Origin of the sequence: Nocardioides sp. NPDC004968 (assembly GCF_040608935.1) — a bacterium.
Taxonomy (GTDB): Bacteria; Actinomycetota; Actinomycetes; order Propionibacteriales; family Nocardioidaceae; genus Nocardioides.
On sequence record NZ_JBEXJF010000024.1, the window covers coordinates 46,253 to 64,022 of the forward strand.

The window sequence follows — 17,770 nt, forward strand, 5'->3', positions numbered from 1 at the left end:
AGGATCGAGGTATGTCAACACCCTCCGGGCCATCAGGGAGCCTCGAGCGCATCGTCTTCTCGGACGGCAGCACCGCCGATCTCGTACGCAAGGAGGACGGCTGGGCGATTCAGATCGACGGCGTCGCGCAGTCCCACCTCGGGGAGGACCCGGCGCAACCGCCGAAGCTCGCCTCGATCCGGTGGATGCTGGCTGCGCTCGGGGACCAGGCGCCCCGCAGCGCCGCCCACCTGGGCGGCGCGCTGCTCGCGCTCCCCCGTGCGGTCGCCCACCGATGGCCGGCGACCAGGCAGACGGTCGTGGAGATCGAGCCCGCGCTGGTGGAGCTGACCAGGTCACGGTTCCCGCTTCCCCCGGGGATCACCATGGAGACCGCCGAGGCACGCTCCTGGCTCGAGGCGCACCCGGGTTCGGAACACGATGCCATCGTCATCGACGTCTTCGTCGGCAACCGGATCCCGCCGGCATTCACCTCGCTGGAGTGCATGGCCGCGGCGCGCAGCGCGCTGAGCGAGGAGGGTCGGCTCGTGCTGAACTCCGTCGCCGGCCCCGAACTGCTCTTCACCCGTCGTGAGCTCGCGACATTGCGTACGGTCTTCGGGCATGTCGCGATGATCGTGCAGGGGTCCGCGCTCGCGGGAGCGAGGTTCGGCAACGCCACCCTGATCGCCTCGGCGTCCCCGATCGACGGCGACGTGATCCGCTCCTCGCTCGCCGGCGACCCGTCGAAGGGCGCGCTGGTGACCGACCTCGACCCGATCATCGACGGCGCCGATCCGATCAGCGAGGCCGACCAGCTCTGGTCTCCGGAGCCGAACCTTCCCGACGCGAGCGCCGCGCTGCGGCTCCTCGAGCAGGCCCGCCAGGCCGTCGACACGCTCAGATCCGCCGCTGACTGAGGCTCCATCGCCTTTGTCTAGCGAGATTCGGCCCTATCGCTCGGCAGATACCGCAACAGGCATCGACAGCCATTTCTTTTACCGAAACCGGCTTGTAACGTTCAAACAACCTGCTTGCGACTTGCGGGCGGGATGCTTGATGCGCAGGACAAACCACGATGCACACCATCTATCCGTTGTAGGGGGGACCTCGATGGAAACACTCACCGCCACCCAGCCTGAGGCCAACAGTGCCGCGAAGCAGCACAGCCTCAAGTTCCGTCACGCCAGTGCCCTGACGAAGCTCATGGACGAGCGCCAGGACCTGCGCGGTGTTCACGTGTTCGCCGACTTCGTCGACGACTCGGTGCGCTGGTCCGCCTGACCAGCAGCTAAATGGGGGGATCCACGATCCCATGGCGCAAGGCCCGGCCGGTGAAGGCCGGGCCTTCGCTACGCCCGGTGGACGATCCGGCCGCCGACGGCGGTCAGCACGACCCCGCCATGGGCGATCGCGGCGAGATCCCCGACCGAGGCCCGGAGCGGGTCGATGTCGAGCACAGCCAGGTCGCCGCGTGATCCGGGAGCGACCGTGGGCTGACCGTCGACCGACGCCGCCAACGCCTCCTGGACGGTGAGTGCCTGCTCCGGGTGCCACGGCTCCTTGCCGTCCCGCGAGCGACCGACGGCGGCCGCGATGGCCAGCCACGGGTCGAGCGGCGCGACCGGAGCATCCGACCCGAGCGCAACCCGCACTCCCTCGTCGAGCATCCAGCGGGTCGCGAAGCAGCGGTCCTCCCGCCCCGGCCAGACGTCCTCGGTCATCTCGCGGTCGTCGAGGATGTGCGCCGGCTGCACGGATGCGGTGATCCCGAGCCGAGCCATCAGCGGCAGATCCTCGCAACGTACGAGCTGGGCGTGCTCGATGCTGCCGCGCGCCCCCGTCATCGCGTACGCCGCCAGCGCCTCCGCCACCGCCCGGTCACCGATCGCGTGCGTGGCCACCTCGAGGCCGGCCGCGTGTGCCCTCTCCAGGAGCCCCTGCAGCTCGTCCAGTGACTGGTTCGGCGCTCCGCAGCTGTCCGGGTCGTCGGCGTACGGGTCACAGCACCACGCCGTCCGCGTGCCGAGCGAGCCGTCGCTGATGATCTTCAGCGGTCCCATCGTCAGCCGATCGTCGCCCGGGAGCAGCGGGTCGCCCGTACGCCGCCCCTCGGCGATCGCCTCGTCGAGCTGGTCGGCGTACGTCGCGACCCGGATGCGGAGCAGATCGCAGTCGTACGCCCACCGCCACCGCCAGTCGTCGAGCCGGACACCGACCTCGAAGTCGGTCATCCCGACCACCCCGAGCCCGGCGGTCCGGGTCAGCATCCGGCGGTAGGCCGCCGGTGTGTTCCCGCTGGCCTCGAAGAGCTCCGCGACCGTCGGATAGGCCTGGTACCACTCGGTCTCCTGCACCATGTCCTCACGGCGCGGCAGCCCCACCGCGTCGAGCGCGGCGGTGTTCAGCCAGGCGTGGTGGAAGTCGTGGTTGACCAGGATCGCGGGGATGCCGCCGGTGACCGAGTCGAGCTCGGAGACAGTCCCCCAGCGGTCCCAGGTGCCCGCCGAGTGGCCCGTCCCGACGATCGCCTCGCCCGGCTCGATCTCGCGCGCGGCCGCGGCGACCCGCGCCAGCGCCTCGGCGGGGGAACGGGTGCCCTGCAGGTCCAGCCTGCTGGCCCGCAGCGTCCACTGGCCGAGGTGGGTGTGGGCGTCCCACAGCCCCGGCACGAGCCAGCGCCCACCGGCGTCGTACGCCTCGACACCCTCCGGTCGGGACAGGCCTTCTCCGACCGCCGTCACGACACCGTCGGCGACGAGAACGTCAACCACCCCGGCAGGCGCGTTCGCCTGAGGTGAGAGCGGAACGATGCGTACGTTCCTGAGGAGAAGGTCGGGCATGAGCAGACGATAAGGAGTCTGCCCATGCTCGAGCCAATCAGATACCGAGGAGCCTCAGCGGCGCTTGAAGATTCCCCTGACGAGTTCCCTCGCAGCGGTGCGCGCGGCCTGCTTGAAGGCAGTCGACTTCACCACCGTCTCGATCATCGAGTCGTCGTCGTCACGCGACCGGGATCGCGACCCGGAGGACTTCTTCGGGGCGGTCTTCTTGGCGGCCTTCTCCTCCGCCTCGGCCGTGCGTGCGGCCTCCGCGGCGTCCGTCTTCGCCTTGAGCTGGTCGACGGCGGACTCGACCTCGACGGACGCGGTGTACTTCGCCGCCAGCGGCGATGCCGCCACGGCGGCTTCCATCGCGGTGGCCTCCGCCGGACCCATCAGCGACTCGGGGGCGCGCAGCCGCGTCCAGGCGACCGGCGTCGGCGCGCCGCGCTCGTTCATGACGGTCACGATCGCCTCGCCGATCCCGAGCGTCTGGATGACCGCGCCGAGGTCGTCGTAGGAGGAGGTCGGGTAGGTGTTGACGCTGGCCTTGAGAGCCTTGGCGTCGTTGGGCGTGGCGACCCGCAGCTGGTGCTGGATGCGCGAGCCGAGCTGGCCGAGCACGTCGTCGGGGACGTCGGTCGGCTTCTGGGTGACGAAGAAGACGCCGACACCCTTGGAGCGGATCAGCCGGACCGTGTTGGTGATCTGGTCGAGGAACGCGTCGGAGGCGTCGTTGAAGAGCAGGTGCGCCTCGTCGAAGAAGAAGACCAGCTTGGGCTTGTCGACGTCACCGACCTCGGGCAGCGCCCGGAAGAGTTCGGCGAGCAGCCACATCAGGAAGGTCGAGAAGATCGCCGGCCGGTCCTGCAGGTTGGGAAGCTCGAGCAGCGAGATGATCCCGGCGTCCCCGTCGTTGCGTACGAAATCCGTGACGGCGAACGCCGGCTCACCGAAGAACTCGTCCGCACCCTGGTCGGCGAAGGCGATGAGCGTACGCAGGATCACCCCTGTCGTCGCGGACGAGAGGCCGCCCAGGCCCTTGAGATCGGCCTTGCCCTCGTCGGAGACCAGCCACTGCAGCACCGCCCGCAGGTCGTCGAGGCCGACCAGCTTCAGGCCGGCCTTCTCGGCGTAGTGGAAGACGAGACCGAGCGAGGACTCCTGGGTCTCGTTGAGATCCAGGACCTTGGAGAGGAGCGTCGGACCGAAGGCGTCGACCGTGACCCGGACCGGTATGCCGGTGCCCTCACCGCCGAGCGCGAAGAACTCGACCGGGAACCCGCGCGCCTGCCAGGCCTGCCCGACGGAGGCCGCCCGTGCGGTCAGCTTCTCGCTCGACTCGCCCGGCGCGGACAGACCGGAGAGGTCGCCCTTGATGTCGGCTGCGAACACCGGGACCCCGGCTGCGGAGAGCTGCTCGGCGAGCAGCTGCAGGGTCTTCGTCTTTCCCGTGCCGGTCGCGCCGGCGACCAGCCCATGCCGGTTCAACATCCCCAAAGGAATGCGAATCGGCGTCTCCAACAACGTCTCAGCGTCCGCCATCAGGCCCCCGAGCTCGAGGGCGGAACCCTCGAATTGGTAGCCGGGCCCGACCGCTTCTGAGAGAGCAGCAGCATCCGTCATGACCAGGACTCTATGACTTCGTGCCCGATAGGGCGCCGAAGCGAGCGCCGTCCCAGTGCGTGTCCGGCAAGGCGGAGGAGGGAGGCGGCCCGGTGTTGGCCGTCGACCGACGACAACGCCGCCGGGCGCGTGCTGGGGCGGCGCGTAGCCGGCGATCTCCTATCGGGCACGAAGGCATGTGTTGGGATTTGGTCAGGGGGCGATACAGTCACGAGGGTGATCTTCAAGCGTGTCGGCGATTCTCGCCCCTACCCTGACCATGGTCTGACGACCAAGGGGTGGGCCGCGCTGCCTCCTCGGACGGTCCGCCTCGACGAGCTGGTGACCACGAAGGACACCCTCCAGCTGGTGGCTCTGCTCAACGAGGACTCGACGTTCTTCGGCGACCTCTTCGCCCATGTCGTGGAGTGGAACGGCGAGCTCTATCTCGAGGACGGGCTCCACCGGGCGCTCCGCGCGGCGCTCCAACAGCGCAACGTGTTGCACGCCCGCGTGCACAGCCTCGGTTAGGGCGTACCGAGCGGTTAGGCTCGGCGTCATGCTCGATTCGGCCCTCACGGGACTTCGTACGTTCATCATCCTCGCCGTGCTCGCGGCCGCGGTCGCTCTGGCCGGTGCCTGGGGATGGAACGCGATGACCGCACCCTTCCCGCAGAAGGTCGATGTCGGTCCGTGTGTGGACGCGCCGGTCAAGAAGGGCTCCGAGGTCTACCCGTCGCAGGTGGTCGTGACCGTGCTCAACGCGAGCACGCGCGCCGGGCTCGCCACCCGGGCGATGACGGACCTCGTCGACGCGGGCTTCGTCAAGGGGTCCACCGGCAACGCCCCCAGCGGCACGAAGCTGAAGACCGTCGAGGTGTGGACGCCCGACAAGAACGCGCCCTCAGCCGCGCTCGTCGCGAGCTGGCTCGGTGACGCGAAGATCATGGAGACCAAGTCCGACATCCCGGGCATCGTGGTCGTCACCGGCGAGAACTTCCCCGAGGTCACCGGCGGCGACAAGACCGTCACCGCCAAGGCGGACGCCACGATCTGCAGCCCTCCGGTCGAGTAGGCGCGTTCGCACGGATCTGCGAGGTTGGAATACCCGGTTAACCGGGTATTCCTGCACTTCTCTGGCATTGCAACACCTGAGAAGTGCAGGTTTCACCGGTTAACCGGGTATTCCGACCCACCCCTCAGCGCAGCCAACCGGCAAGCCGTCCCTTCCGGCTGACCATCTCGAGACGCCGTTCCGCGAGCTCACGCTGGTGACGGGGTACGACGACCAGGACGACGTCGCGGGCGCGGAGGACCGTGGTGTCGTCCGGAACCATGGTCCGCCCGTCGCGGATCAGCAGCGACACCGACGACCCCATGGGCAACCGGAGCTCGCTGACCTCGACGCCGTGCAGGCGCGACTCGGGCGGGATCCGGAGCTGGATCAGATCGGCCGCGATCTGCTCCAGCGGCGCGACGTCGAGGTCGAGCGAGCGCGGGTCGTTGGGGCGAGCGACGTCGAGCACCCGGGCGACCCACGGCAGCGTCGGGCCGGTCAGCAGCGTGTAGACGACGACCATCACGAAGACCAGGTCGAAGAGCTCCTCGGCGCCGTCGACGCCCGCGGCCAGGGGGATGGTGGTGAGCACGACCGGCACTGCGCCGCGCAATCCGGCCCAGGAGACGAACGCGGTCTCGCGCCACGTCATCCGGGAGACCACGGTGCTGACCAGCACGGAGGCGGGCCGGGCGACAAAGGTCAGGATCAGCCCGGCGGCGAGCGCGAAACCGATCGTCTGGAGGTCGATACGCCCGGGGGACAACAGCAGCCCGAGCATCACGAAGAGCCCGATCTGGGCCAGCCAGGCGACGCCCTCGGCGAAGGACCTGGTGGCACCGCGGTGGGGCAGCTCGGAGTTACCGAGCACGAGCGCGGCCACGTAGATCGCCGCGAAGCCGGACCCGTGCAGCCACGCCGCTCCGCCGTACGCCAGGAAGGCCAGTGTCATCACCGCCAGTGGATAGAGGCCGGCGGAGGGCAGCGCGGCCCGCCGCATCAGCCATGCCCCACCGAACCCGACGAGCAGGCCGACCACGATGCCCAGCAGCAGCTCGCCGACCACGATCCCGGCCACGACGACCGGATGGTGCTCAGCGATCGCCCCGCTGGCGATCAGCGTCACGATCACCACGGTCGGGGCGTCGTTGAGCCCCGACTCCGCCTCGAGGACACCGGTCAGCCTCTTGGGCAGCGGCACCACCCGCAGCACCGAGAACACCGCCGCGGCGTCGGTCGGTGAGGTCACCGCCCCCAGCAGGAACGCCAGTTGCCACGGAAGGCCCAGCAGGTAGTGCGCACCCACCGCGACGATCCCGATCGAGACGACGACCCCGACCGTGGCCAGCATCAGCCCGAGACCGAAGGCGGGACGTACGTCCTTCCACGACGTCGTCAGACCACCCTCGGCCAGGATCAGCGCCAGTGCCCCGAAGCCGACCGCATGCGCGAGCGCGGCGTCGTCGAACCGGATCCCGAGCACCGACTCACCGAGCAGGACCCCCATCAGCAGGTAGATCAGCAGCGACGGGAGCCCGGCCTTCGTCGACATCCGCACGGCGAGGATCGCCAGGAGCGTGACCAGGGAGCCGATCAGCACGAACAGGTCGAACTGATGGACGTCGAAACTCATGTACGCCGGGCCCCCCTCCGACCTATGGACCTGCATCTTAGTGTTTGCTCCCATGGACCGCCTGACTGTCGCGCAACGCGCGAACGTGCCTCCTTTTCACGTGATGGACATGCTCGAGCGGGCGGCGCAGCGGCAGCGGACGTACGCCGATCTCATCTCGCTCACCTCGGGGCAGCCGTCTACGGGGGCGCCGCAGGCGGTCAGCGCCGAGGCGGTGCGGCTGCTGCAGAGCGGTGACCCGCTGGGCTATACGCCGGCGACCGGGATCCTGGAGCTGCGCCAGGCGATCGCGGGGCACCACCGGGCGTGGCACGGGATCGACGTCTCCCCCGAGGACGTGGTCGTGACCACGGGTGCCAGCGGCGGCTTCCTGGCGACGTTCCTGGCAGCGTTCGACACCGGGGACCGGGTGGCGATGGCCCGGCCGTCCTATCCCTGCTACCGCAACGTACTCGCGGCGCTCGGGTGCGAGGTCGTGGAGATCCCGACCGGTGCCGCCGAGCGCTTCCAGCCGACCGTGGAGCAGGTGCGGGAGTTGCACGAGCGCGTCGGGCTGAAGGGGCTCGTGGTGGCCAGTCCGGCCAACCCGACCGGCACGATGCTGCTGCCCGAGGAGCTGGCCGCGCTGGCTCGCTACTGCGAGGAGGCCGGGATCCAGCTGATCTCGGACGAGATCTACCACGGGCTGACCTACGGCGGGGACGGCAGCCGTGGCCGCAGCGCCTGGGAGACCTCGCGCGACGCCGTCGTGTTCGGCTCGTTCTCGAAGTACTTCTCGATGACCGGCTGGCGCATCGGCTGGCTGCTCGCACCCGCCCACCTGCGACGCGCGATCGACGTCCTGGTCGGCAACTTCACCATCTGCCCGCCGACCCTCGCCCAGCATGCCGCGGTGGCGGCATTCACCCCGGACGCGTACGCCGAGCTCGACGGTCACGTGACCCGCTACGCGACCAACCGCGGGGTGCTCCTCGACGGCCTCCGCTCCCTCGGGGTCACCGAGATGGCGCCGGCCGACGGCGCGTTCTACGTCTATGCCGACGTCAGCCGCTGGACCGACGACACCATGGCCTGGTGCCACCAGATCCTCGACCGCACGGGCGTCGCGATGGCGCCCGGGGTCGATTTCGACCCGGTCGACGGACACCGCTTCGTACGTCTCTCCTTCGCCGGCTCCGCCGCCGAGATCGAGCAGGGCCTCGACCGCCTCTCCACCGTCCTGCGATAGGGCGTCGCGAGCGAATTTGAGAAAGTTCACGATTTTACGTTTAGAAACCGTTCCTGCGGGGTAGGACCATCACAGAGACCTGTCCGAGGAGGGATATGTACGGCGACAGCGACGTGATCCGTCGTCGGGTGAGCCGTCTGCGAGAGCAGGCTGGCGACATCCGCGCGAGTGCCGACAAGCTGGTGGTGCAGTCCGAGGCCGTGCCATGGCACGGTCGGGCTGCCGAGTCCCTCCGTGGGCGGATGAAGGAGCGTGCCACCGCGCTGCGGAGCTCGGCCGAGAAGCATGACCGGGCGGCCGACGCCCTGGCCAAGCACCTCAATCAGGTCGACCTGTTCAAGGAGCAGATCGCCGAGGCCGAGGCACGCGCCGAGGCGCTGATCGCCGAGGACAAGCTCGACGGATTCGAGGCCCCTGAGCCGGGCCACAAGGACTGGCTGGAGGTCACCTTCCGATGACCACGATCGACCTGGGCCCCGCTCCGGCGGCGCCGACAGAGCCGTGGGCGGGTGTCCCCCGCCGCGTCGGCCTGACCCTGCCCGAGCTGACCCATGCCTGCGAGACCATCGGGGCGCCGCTCCCGTTCGAGGTCGCGACGCACCGTGATGACGGGCTCGACGCCCGCTTGGGGCAGACCCGCTCGGCAGCCGAGGCCGAGGCCCTGGCCCGCGCCGTCGCCGGCTTCGGCGAGGGCAGCACCTCGCTGCAGCGCCGCGACCTCCTCGACGCCGACGGGACCCTCGACGCCGGGATCGCCGGCGCGCTGGGACTGCTGGCGACCCCGGAGGTGGTCATCGACCTCGACGTCGTCGTCGACGGCCTCCGTGGCCGCGCCTGGCACCGGCAGAAGGGTGAGGCAGCCGCCTCGCTGGCTACCGTGGACGGGCTTGTCTTCGAGCTCTCCTGGTATCCCTCGGCGGCCTGGTCGACCGAGCTCGGCCGCACCGCGACGCTGCCGGGTGACACCGCCCGGCTGGCCTCGGCAGTGCCCGAGCAGCTCGAGGTCCCGTTCGCGACCGCTGACGCCGTCTTCGAGGCGCTGCGTACCGGACGCGGCGATCTGGTGCCGGTGCTGACGGAGGGCGACGTGGTCGTCTCGAGGGCCCTCGAGGCGCTGTCCACCGAGGCCCACGGCCGGCTGCGTGCCATCGTCGCGACCACCGCCGATCCGGAGAACCCGCTGATCGGCACGGTCTCCTGGACGCTGGTCAACGACGGCTGGCGTTCGATGCGTACGGTGTCGCTCGATGGAGAGCTGACACTGCTGATCACCAGCGTGGAGCCGTCCGAGCTCGCCGCAGACCTTGCCCCTGTTCTCGCGGAGGTGGCTCGATGAGCTCTTCGTCCAACGATCCGATCAACCGCCTGGGACCGCTCCCGAGTGGCGCCCCCGACTCGGTGGCGCCGCCCGCGGGCCCGGAGGACAAGTACGAGCAGATCCTCGGCTTGGCCGGCTCCATCGGCGATGCCGGCGCGCAGCTGCGCGAGTGGGCCGAGCTCGGTGCCGAGATCCTGGCTGACGACGACGTCACCTCCTCCGCCGAGCTCTCCGCGAAGACCTGGGAGCCGGCCGAGGAGGAGATCCGGGCCGCGACCTCCGAGAAGGGTGGCGTCCTCGGGCTCAGCCAGGCGCTCGAGGCCGATGCGCTCTCGGTGCGGGCGACCGTGCAGACCTACCGCTGGATCGACGAGCTCCAGGCCGCTGCCCGCAGCACGCTGGGCGCCATCGCGGCCAACGCGCTCGACTACCTCGCCCCCGAGGTCGAGCTCGGCGGGTCACTGCTGTCCGCCGGCCTGATCGAGACCGACGCGCTCGACCGTGAGGGCGTCACCGCCTATCTTGGCGAGCTCGCCCAGGGTCATCCCGAGCTGATGGACCACATCGCCACCGGCGGCGGGCTGCTCGAGTCGCTCGAGCTGCGCTCGCTGCTCACCGCCGGCTTCCCGCGTGGGGACGACGCCGGGGCAGCCACCGCGGGCGCGCTGCGCGCCGCCGGGATCGACGCCTTCGCGACCGACGCCGGGCACGCACTGCGCGACATCGGCGGGGCCTTGGCCTCCACCGAGGAGGACACCGCGGCCGGCGACGTCACGGCCGCCACCCCGGCCACCATCGAGGAGCTCATCCGCACTCTCGAGGCGACCGAGACCGGTGTCGCGGTCCAGAAGACGGCGCCCGGCCGCTACATCGCCTATCTGCCGGGCCCGTACGCCGGCAGTCGGCGCCTGCGGCTCGTCTCCGGTGACCTCTCCGACTACATCGCCACCGCGTCGCGGACCATCGAGGAGGCGGTCGAGGCCGGCTCCCACGTGATGCTCGTCGGCGCCGCGGCCGGGGGCACCGCGGCGGCCGCGATCGCGGCGGCAGCCGGGGGTGCGTACGTCGTGGACCAAGTAGTCACCGTGGGTGCTCCTGGCGCGGCAGCGCCGCGCGTTCCCGAGACCACGCGAGTGCTTTCGCTGGAGGACCGCTCCGACCCGGTGGCGCTCCTCGGCGGGCTCATCAACGCAGGTGTCGGACACCGGTTCACGGTTGTCTACGACGGCACCACGGCGCAGGAGAGCCACTACGTCGCCGGCGGGCGGGCTGCGGACAACGCCGCCCACGACGAGCTCCGTGACGAGATCGGACGGATCCGCAGTCTGGGATACCTCGGCTGAGTTGCGGGCTTGCCTCGATGACGTGAGTCGATACGGTGTAGGTCGCCCTCGGCACCATCCCCGACCTCACCTGTCCTCGGACACCGGCCAGTCGATCGCGGAGGGCACTCTGACGCCTACCTGATCGGTCCCTGTGAAGTCCATCGTCGTCCATGCCGGCCTCCCCAAGACGGGCACCTCCGCGGTCCAGGCGTTCTTCCACGCCAACACGGAGAAGCTTGCGAAGGCCGGCATCTTCTACCCTCAGCACACGGTCGACAAGAACGGCATCAGCGCCGGCAACGCCGGGTCGCTCATGGAGCGCTCGGGCCACCTCTTCGTGGCCTCGCCCCACGAGGTCGCCAGGACGCTCGAGGAGTTCGAGGGCAGCGGATGCCACACGCTGCTGCTCTCCTCCGAGGCGTTCCTCCCCGAGCTGCCCGGGATCGCCGAGCTGCTGCCGCCGCAGACCCGGTTCGTCCTGTACGTCCGCGATCCCCTCGCCTTCCTGGAGTCCGACTACAACCAGCGGGTCAAGCGGCTCGGGCATGTCGAGCCGTTCGTGGCGGCGCCTGATGCGTACGGCGGTTGGCTGGGTCACCAGCACCTCTACAACGCTCTCGACTCCGAGGCGGTGCGCGCCCGGCTCGTCCTCCGGCCCTACCTTCCCGAGCTCTTCGTCGGCGGCAGCCTGCTCACCGACCTGCTCGACACCGCTGCCATCGACACCGCCGAGCTCGGCGACCTTTCCTTGAGGCAGGTCAACCTCTCCTACTCGCTGCACGCGCTCGAGATCAAGCGCGCGCTCAACGTCCTCCCGCTCGGGCCGCAGCTCCAGGAGCGCCTCGACGTCCACCTCCAGTCCTGCCCTCTCGGGCCGACGGCCTACACCCTGATGCCTCCCGCCGACCACGAGCGGCTCCGGAAGATCGCCGACGACGAGCTGCACGCTCTGGCGCTGCGGTACGACATCGACTCCCTCGAGCTCATGCGGGACCTGCTGCGGGAGAAGCCGCAGAAGCCCTTCCACCCGCAACAGCTCACCGACGACGAGGTCGACGCCGTCGTACGCCACATCGCCACCGTCGGCAAGCGCCTCACCCGCCGGATCGCCCAGACGCTCGTCGAGCACCCCGAGATCGAGCTCGTCTACCCTTCCCTGCGCGACTCGTTCGCCGCCGCTGCCGCCGAGCTTCACGAGGCGCCGACAGCGCGGCAGCGCTGGTGGTCCCGCTGGTTCTGAGCCGGCGGTTGGGATACCCGGTTAACCGGGTATTCCTGCACTTCTCAGGCGTTGCATTGCCAGAGAAGTGCAGGAAAAGCCTGAGAAGTCAGGCCAGGTCGGCAACCACGATGGTGTGGTTGTCTGGTTCTCCGGCGGCGACGACAGCGGCGGCCACCGCGTCGGCGACCGACTGCGGGCCGGCCTCGGCGGCGATCAGCGGATTCAGGTCGTCCGCGTAGGAGTGGACACCGTCGGTGGTCAGCACCAGCCGGTCACCGGGCAGCAGCTCGAGCGACATCTCGTCGGCGACGACCCCGGGGACCAGGGCGCGGTTGAGCAGCGCCCGGTGCTCATGGGAGCGAGCCTCGTCGGCCGTAAGCTGGCCGGCCTCGACCATGGCGGCGACGACGGTGTGGTCGTGGGTGACCTGGCGTACGTCTCCGTCCCGCACCAGGAAGACCCTGGCGTCGCCGATGTGGGTGATCCGCGCGGTCGAGCCGTGCAGATCGACCGCGGTCAGGGTCGTGCCCGACTTCGGCACCTCCGCGAACACCTCCTGGATGGCCGACCGCAGCCCGCCGGCGGCGTACGCCGTCAGGGCCGCCCCGGCAAGATCGTCGCGCTCACCAAATCCGTCGGCGACGGCGATCAGCTCCGGGGTGACCAGGACGGCGTCCTGCTGGCTGGATCGGCCACCTGTCTCGTGGCTGAAGCCGAACTCGACGTTCAGGGTCTCGGTTGAAGTAGTCATCTGACGTGCCTCGCTCCTCAATCGGTGGACGAGGACGGAGACCATCTTGCGGCGGGTGGCCGTGTCAGCCTCGACCTGGCGCCAGTAGGTCTCGACCTCGACCGCCGCGAGCGCGGCGGGCATGTCGACGACCTCCCGGATCCGGGCCAGCGGCATCCCGACCAGACGCAGTGCAGCCACCAGGCGTGCGCGTTCCACCTGGTCGGGCCCGTAGCGGCGATAGCCGGAGACCGGGTCCACCTCGGCAGGAAGCAGCAGACCGAGGTCGTCGTACAACCTCAGTGCCTTCGGCGTCAGCCCGGTCTCCCGGGCGAAGTCGCCGATGTTCACAAGCCCCTCGAGCCCGCTCATGGTCACCATCCTCCCCGGTGAAGGTCACCGGTGGAAGCAGATTGGTGCTTCCCCTTGGGGCAACCTCAAGCCCCGGTCTGCTCGGTCCACTTCTCGAGCAGCCGGGCAAGCGACCGCCGCTCGGCCGCGGTGAAGACGGCGAGCAGGCGGTGCTCGTTGGCGATGTGGTCGGTGAAAGCCGCGTCGATCAGCTCGCGCCCACGCTCGGTCAGCGCGACCCGGCGCCCGCGACCGTCCTCATCCCGGCGGTCCCGGCTGACCCAGCCCTGAGCCAAGCAGCGGTCGACCCGCTTGGTGACCGCCCCGGAGGAGACCATCGTCTGCTCGCCGAGCTCCTTCGGAGTCAGGGCGTACGGAGCGCCTTGCCGCCGCAGCGTCGCCAGGACGTCGAACTCGCCCTCGCCCAGCCCGTGCTCGGCATAGACGCTGACCAGTTCGTCGGTGAGACGCAGCGCGAGACGGTGCAGCCGGGCGATGACGGCCTGCGGGGTGATGTCGAGGTCGGGACGCTCCCGCTCCCACTGCTTCATCACGGTGGAGACGTGGTCTGTCATGACGACGGAATATATCTCACGCGGAAGGTATTATACCTTCCATGGAAAGTAGATTCGTGACCCTCGCGCTGACCGCGATCGCCCCGATGGCATGGGGGTCGGGCTACTTCGTCACCGCCACGTTCCTGCCGCCGGACCGGCCGCTGTTCGGCGCAGTGGTCCGGGCACTGCCCTTCGGCCTGCTGCTCCTGGCACTCCGGCCGGGTCTGCTCCATGGCTCCTGGTGGTGGCGCACAGCGGCGCTCGGACTGCTCAACTTCGGGGCGTTCTTCGCCCTCGTCTTCGTCGCCGCCTACCGGCTCCCCGGCGGCCTCGCCGCCACCCTGACCGCGGTCTCGCCGATCGTGGTGATGCTGCTGGCCTGGGCCTTCGCCGGCGAGCGGCCACGGGCCGGATCGCTCGCGGCCGGCGTCGTCGGCGCCATCGGTGTCGCCCTGCTGGTGCTCCGTGGCGGCGCAAGCCTCGACCTGATCGGGGTCCTGGCCGCCTTCGCCTCGGTCGCCGTCTTCTCCACCGGCTTCATCCTCGTCAAGGTCTGGCGGCCGCCGGTCGGACTGCTCACCTTCACCGCCTGGCAGCTCGTCCTGGGCGGCCTCATCCTCGCCCCGGTGGCTCTCCTCGTCGAAGGCCCGCCGCCCACTCTCGACCTGCCGGCGATCGGGGGCTACATCTACATCGGCATCGCCGGCACCGTCGTCGCCTACGCGGTCTGGTTCCGTGGCGCGCGGCGCCTTCCCGCCGCCGCGGTGTCGCTGGTCGGCCTGCTCAACCCGGTCGCCGGGATCCTCATCGGCCTCGCTTTCGCGGGCGAACATCTCACTCCGACCAGCGGGCTCGGGATGGCGTTGGTCCTCGGTGGCGTACTCCTCGGACAGCCTGCGGTGCTCGACCGGATCAAGGCCGGACGTCGGCCAGAACCGGCCTCGCGTGCCGACGTTGGAGCAGCCGGATAGGTTCACCCCATGAAACTGCGTGCGCGTGCGCTTGAGCTTCTCGTCTTCACCGTCGGTGCCGGCACCTTGGGGTCAGAGATGGCCGCGGCTCGGCTGCTCGCTCCGTGGTTCGGCGACTCGACCATCGTGTGGGCCAACACGATCGCGACGGTGCTGGTGGCACTGGCGATCGGCTACGCCGTCGGCGGCAGGATCGCCGACCGGAACCCCCACCCCTCCGGCCTGGCCAAGATCGTGCTCGCCGCCGCCGCCCTCCTGGCCGCGGTGCCGTTCATCGCCGACCCGTTCCTCCCGCTCGCGGTCAGGGCCGTCGACCAGCTCAGCATCGCCACCTTCGCCGGCTCGCTGGTCGGGGTCGGCGTGCTGCTCGCGATCCCGCTGTTCCTGCTCGGCATCGTCAGTCCCTACGCCGTCCGGCTGACCGTCGAAGCCGTCGAGGACGCCGGCCACGCGGCCGGGCGCCTCTACGCGATCTCGACGGTCGGCTCCCTGGTCGGCACCTTCGCCGCCTCGCTGTTCCTCATCCCGGTCGTCGGGACGCGGCGTACGTTCCTGATCTTCGCTCTCCTCATGGCGATCTGCGCGATCCCGCACCTGGTCAAGCGCCGGCTGCCGGCGGCAGTCGTACCGGCGGTGATCCTCGCTCTGATCGCGCTGCCGACCGGGTCGATCAAGACGCTGACCAGCAACGGCGGCGAGGTGATCTGGGAGAAGGAGACGGAGTACCAGTACGCCCGCGTGGTCGAGTACGACGACGGCAGCCGCTACCTCGAGCTCAACGAGGGCCACGCCGTGCACTCGGTCTACACCGAGGGCGAGTACCTCACCGGCGCCTACTGGGACGAGATGCTCTCGCTGTCGTACGCCGGCGCAGAGGCGCCGAAGTCGGTGGCGATCCTGGGCTCGGCCGCCGGGACGACCGCGCGCCAGTTCGGCCACTTCGCCCCCGAGACCCGGGTGGACGCCGTCGAGATCGACGAGGACGTCACCGAGGTCGGCCAGAAGCTCTTCGACCTCAAGGACCAGCCGAACCTCCACCTCCACACCGCCGACGCCCGCCCGTGGCTGCAGAAGCAGACCCGGAAGTACGACGCGATCATGGTCGACGCCTACCACCAGCCCTACATCCCGTTCTACCTGACCACGAAGGAGTTCTTCGCCCTGGCGAAGGACCACCTGAACCCGGGCGGGGTGCTCGTCGTGAACTCAGCCCACCCGGAGGGCTCGACAGCGCTGGAGAAGGTCCTCACGGCAACGCTGCGGACCTCGTTCGGCGAGGCCGTGTGGCGGTCGGACTCCGGCCCGACCAACACCCACCTGATCGCGACCGTCGACCCGGAGGCGGATCCCGCCGCCAGCCTCGTCGCCACCGCGAAGTCGCAGCCCGCCGACCTCGCCGGCACGCTCACCGACTCCGCCGCCCGGCTCGAGCCGGGCACCCGGGGCGGGACGGTCTACACCGATGATGTCGCGCCGGTCGAGTGGCTCACCGACCTCAGCCTGCTCGAGGTTGCCTGACCCGCTCGGGCGCTTCACCTCGCCGATCGGCGTCTTGCGCAGGCACCCGACGCAGACCTGATTGGGCGCGACCTTGCTGAGCCTGCGCGGCGGCAGCACATGCCACGTCCCCAGCCGCCGGCCACACACGGTCATGACGTACCCGTTGCTCCTCTTGCCTGAGCGAAGGTGCCAGAAGCTCCCTCGGTCGGTGCGGTAGACCAGCGGGTCCTTGGACAGGACCGGCGGCCTCTCGCTGGACCCCATGCTGAGTCTGTCGTCTACGAACACGAATTCCCCCCAAGGAATGTCGATGGCTCTCGTCGTTGAGTGCCTCGAGACGCCGGTGTCACAGCTGGGCCATGCCGCCCAACGCCCCGAGACACGTTTGACCATAAGTCCACTCATTGCAACGGGTCAAGGCGGAAAGGGTGGGGCTATGCGGCTATTCGGGATCTGTACGCCTCAGTAACGTGTTCTCCCATGAGTAACCCCCGTCCGCGCGGCCTGCCGAAATACCTCCACGTGGCCGACTATCTGCGGGCCCAGATCGACGACGGCACCTATCTGCCCGGCGAGCGTCTACCGACGGAACCCGAGCTGATGGACACCTTCCCCTACGACCGCGCCACGATCCGGCGGGGTCTGGCGGTGCTGCGCAACGAAGGCCTGATCACCAGCGAGCAGGGCCGTGGTGTCTTCGTACGCGACGCCACCAAGACCCGCTACGACCTGATGAGCATGCTCATCACCGACCGCAGTCACCCGGCGAAGCCGGACGCCGCTTACAACCAGCCCCCGCGCGGCCCGGACGACGGTCTCTCGGTCGAGCACACCTACGAGGTGATCCCCGCCGGCGAGAAGCTGGGGGCGGCCTTCGACCTCGACCCGCGCAGCGAGCTGCTCAGCACCACCTTCACCTTCTACATCAGCGGCGACGACACCGCCGAATACCGCACCACGGCCTACATCCCGTATCCGCTGGTCATCGACACCCCGCTGGCCACGCCGTCCGCCGACTGGCCGCAGCCGCCGATCAAGGACCTGCTGGCCACGGTCGGCGTCAAGGTCACCACGGTCGCGATGGACATCGAGTCGCGGATGCCGACGCCGCAGGAGACCTACGACCTGCAGATCCCCGACGGCACCCCGGTCCTCTCCGACCGACGCCGCTTCCTCGCCGAGGACCGGGTCGTGTGCGTCACCGACTCGGTCGGGGTCGCCGACCGGATCGTCTACGGGCTGGATCTCAAGCTCCAGTAAGCCTCGCTGATCACCCGGTGGTCGAACCGCCGGAGCCGCTATGCGACCGAGCGAGGCCGCCCGGCGAGCTTGCTCGTCCGGGTGTGCCGAGCGAGGGAGCACCCGAGCGAAGCGAGGGCGGCGGAGGCGTGTCGAGACCAACACGGTTCTCTTGCTGGGGAAGGCTCGCTTAGCGGCTGTTCTTCGTTTCAGGGTTCGCCGCCGACCCGGTC

At 69.7% G+C, this 17,770-nt stretch carries 17 protein-coding genes; 12 read left to right on the forward strand and 5 right to left on the reverse strand.

Features of this window, described 5'->3' with window-relative positions:
• Positions 1-11 precede the first annotated feature (11 nt).
• Entirely contained in the window at positions 12-899 is an 888-nt protein-coding gene (locus ABZU72_RS19975; protein ID WP_355020568.1) for a fused MFS/spermidine synthase, read from the forward strand.
• Positions 900-1,092: 193 nt separating this feature from the next.
• Positions 1,093-1,263, forward strand: a complete 171-nt coding sequence (locus ABZU72_RS19980) for a hypothetical protein (RefSeq protein WP_168381080.1) — start codon at positions 1,093-1,095, stop codon at positions 1,261-1,263.
• Positions 1,264-1,331: 68 nt separating this feature from the next.
• On the opposite strand, the gene ABZU72_RS19985 is transcribed toward ABZU72_RS19980, so the two are convergent.
• Positions 1,332-2,822 carry an amidohydrolase family protein gene (locus ABZU72_RS19985; protein ID WP_355020569.1) on the reverse strand — a complete coding sequence of 497 codons (1,491 nt, stop codon included), beginning with the start codon at positions 2,820-2,822 and terminating at the stop codon, positions 1,332-1,334.
• Positions 2,823-2,876: 54 nt separating this feature from the next.
• Positions 2,877-4,427: a helicase HerA-like domain-containing protein gene (locus tag ABZU72_RS19990; protein ID WP_355020570.1), complete on the reverse strand. Its 1,551-nt coding sequence runs from the start codon at positions 4,425-4,427 to the stop codon at positions 2,877-2,879.
• A 216-nt stretch (positions 4,428-4,643) separates the two neighbouring features.
• Here ABZU72_RS19990 and ABZU72_RS19995 point away from each other — a divergent pair, with 216 nt between their 5' ends.
• Positions 4,644-4,937: a type II toxin-antitoxin system VapB family antitoxin gene (locus tag ABZU72_RS19995; RefSeq protein ID WP_045551249.1), complete on the forward strand. Its 294-nt coding sequence runs from the start codon at positions 4,644-4,646 to the stop codon at positions 4,935-4,937.
• 28 nt (positions 4,938-4,965) lie between these two features.
• Positions 4,966-5,481, forward strand: a complete 516-nt coding sequence (locus ABZU72_RS20000) for a LytR C-terminal domain-containing protein (protein ID WP_355020571.1) — start codon at positions 4,966-4,968, stop codon at positions 5,479-5,481.
• Between the two features lie 124 nt (positions 5,482-5,605).
• On the opposite strand, the gene ABZU72_RS20005 is transcribed toward ABZU72_RS20000, so the two are convergent.
• Entirely contained in the window at positions 5,606-7,096 is a 1,491-nt protein-coding gene (locus ABZU72_RS20005; protein WP_355020572.1) for a potassium/proton antiporter, read from the reverse strand.
• 52 nt (positions 7,097-7,148) lie between these two features.
• Between ABZU72_RS20005 and ABZU72_RS20010 the strand changes: the two genes are divergently transcribed.
• The 5 genes from ABZU72_RS20010 (at position 7,149) to ABZU72_RS20030 (ending at position 12,207) form a co-directional block, all read left to right on the forward strand.
• The gene (locus ABZU72_RS20010; protein ID WP_355020573.1) at positions 7,149-8,324 is read left to right on the forward strand and encodes a pyridoxal phosphate-dependent aminotransferase; all 1,176 of its coding nucleotides are present in this window, start codon (positions 7,149-7,151) and stop codon (positions 8,322-8,324) included.
• Between the two features lie 95 nt (positions 8,325-8,419).
• Positions 8,420-8,782, forward strand: a complete 363-nt coding sequence (locus ABZU72_RS20015) for a hypothetical protein (RefSeq protein ID WP_355020574.1) — start codon at positions 8,420-8,422, stop codon at positions 8,780-8,782.
• Positions 8,779-9,660 (forward strand): hypothetical protein, encoded by an 882-nt coding sequence (locus ABZU72_RS20020; protein WP_355020575.1) that lies wholly within the window; start codon positions 8,779-8,781, stop codon positions 9,658-9,660. The genes ABZU72_RS20015 and ABZU72_RS20020 overlap by 4 nt, the downstream gene beginning before the upstream one ends.
• Positions 9,657-10,985: a hypothetical protein gene (locus ABZU72_RS20025; protein ID WP_355020576.1), complete on the forward strand. Its 1,329-nt coding sequence runs from the start codon at positions 9,657-9,659 to the stop codon at positions 10,983-10,985. Before ABZU72_RS20020 ends, ABZU72_RS20025 begins: the two co-directional genes overlap by 4 nt.
• 133 nt (positions 10,986-11,118) lie before the next feature.
• On the forward strand, positions 11,119-12,207 hold the full coding sequence (locus ABZU72_RS20030) for a hypothetical protein (protein ID WP_355020577.1): 1,089 nt from the start codon (positions 11,119-11,121) through the stop codon (positions 12,205-12,207).
• Positions 12,208-12,295: 88 nt separating this feature from the next.
• On the opposite strand, the gene ABZU72_RS20035 is transcribed toward ABZU72_RS20030, so the two are convergent.
• Both ABZU72_RS20035 and ABZU72_RS20040 read right to left on the reverse strand, forming a co-directional pair.
• Entirely contained in the window at positions 12,296-13,291 is a 996-nt protein-coding gene (locus ABZU72_RS20035) for a MerR family transcriptional regulator (protein ID WP_355020578.1), read from the reverse strand.
• A gap of 65 nt (positions 13,292-13,356) precedes the next feature.
• Entirely contained in the window at positions 13,357-13,845 is a 489-nt protein-coding gene (locus tag ABZU72_RS20040) for a MarR family transcriptional regulator (protein ID WP_355020579.1), read from the reverse strand.
• Between the two features lie 41 nt (positions 13,846-13,886).
• On the opposite strand from ABZU72_RS20040, the gene ABZU72_RS20045 reads away from it, so the two are divergent.
• The 3 genes from ABZU72_RS20045 to ABZU72_RS20055 all read left to right on the forward strand — a co-directional run bounded on the left by ABZU72_RS20045 (position 13,887) and on the right by ABZU72_RS20055 (position 17,558).
• On the forward strand, positions 13,887-14,798 hold the full coding sequence (locus tag ABZU72_RS20045) for a DMT family transporter (protein ID WP_355020580.1): 912 nt from the start codon (positions 13,887-13,889) through the stop codon (positions 14,796-14,798).
• 9 nt (positions 14,799-14,807) lie between these two features.
• Complete coding sequence (locus ABZU72_RS20050; protein ID WP_355020581.1) at positions 14,808-16,316, forward strand: fused MFS/spermidine synthase; 1,509 nt, start codon at positions 14,808-14,810, stop codon at positions 16,314-16,316.
• A gap of 462 nt (positions 16,317-16,778) precedes the next feature.
• A complete protein-coding gene (locus ABZU72_RS20055) occupies positions 16,779-17,558 on the forward strand; it encodes a GntR family transcriptional regulator (RefSeq protein WP_355020582.1) in 780 nt (259 codons plus the stop codon).
• The last annotated feature ends 212 nt before the right edge of the window (positions 17,559-17,770 follow it).

Coding starts and splice junctions, on each gene's coding strand:
- ABZU72_RS20025 (WP_355020576.1), top strand. CDS start 9,657: ATGAGCTCTTCGTCCAACGATCCGATCAACCGCCTGGGACCGCTCCCG.
- ABZU72_RS20035 (WP_355020578.1), bottom strand. CDS start 13,291: ATGAGCGGGCTCGAGGGGCTTGTGAACATCGGCGACTTCGCCCGGGAG.
- ABZU72_RS20000 (WP_355020571.1), top strand. CDS start 4,966: ATGCTCGATTCGGCCCTCACGGGACTTCGTACGTTCATCATCCTCGCC.
- ABZU72_RS20015 (WP_355020574.1), top strand. CDS start 8,420: ATGTACGGCGACAGCGACGTGATCCGTCGTCGGGTGAGCCGTCTGCGA.
- ABZU72_RS20055 (WP_355020582.1), top strand. CDS start 16,779: ATGAGTAACCCCCGTCCGCGCGGCCTGCCGAAATACCTCCACGTGGCC.
- ABZU72_RS19985 (WP_355020569.1), bottom strand. CDS start 2,822: ATGCCCGACCTTCTCCTCAGGAACGTACGCATCGTTCCGCTCTCACCT.
- ABZU72_RS20045 (WP_355020580.1), top strand. CDS start 13,887: ATGGAAAGTAGATTCGTGACCCTCGCGCTGACCGCGATCGCCCCGATG.
- ABZU72_RS20010 (WP_355020573.1), top strand. CDS start 7,149: ATGGACCGCCTGACTGTCGCGCAACGCGCGAACGTGCCTCCTTTTCAC.
- ABZU72_RS20040 (WP_355020579.1), bottom strand. CDS start 13,845: ATGACAGACCACGTCTCCACCGTGATGAAGCAGTGGGAGCGGGAGCGT.
- ABZU72_RS19980 (WP_168381080.1), top strand. CDS start 1,093: ATGGAAACACTCACCGCCACCCAGCCTGAGGCCAACAGTGCCGCGAAG.
- ABZU72_RS19990 (WP_355020570.1), bottom strand. CDS start 4,427: ATGACGGATGCTGCTGCTCTCTCAGAAGCGGTCGGGCCCGGCTACCAA.
- ABZU72_RS20005 (WP_355020572.1), bottom strand. CDS start 7,096: ATGAGTTTCGACGTCCATCAGTTCGACCTGTTCGTGCTGATCGGCTCC.
- ABZU72_RS20050 (WP_355020581.1), top strand. CDS start 14,808: ATGAAACTGCGTGCGCGTGCGCTTGAGCTTCTCGTCTTCACCGTCGGT.
- ABZU72_RS20020 (WP_355020575.1), top strand. CDS start 8,779: ATGACCACGATCGACCTGGGCCCCGCTCCGGCGGCGCCGACAGAGCCG.
- ABZU72_RS19975 (WP_355020568.1), top strand. CDS start 12: ATGTCAACACCCTCCGGGCCATCAGGGAGCCTCGAGCGCATCGTCTTC.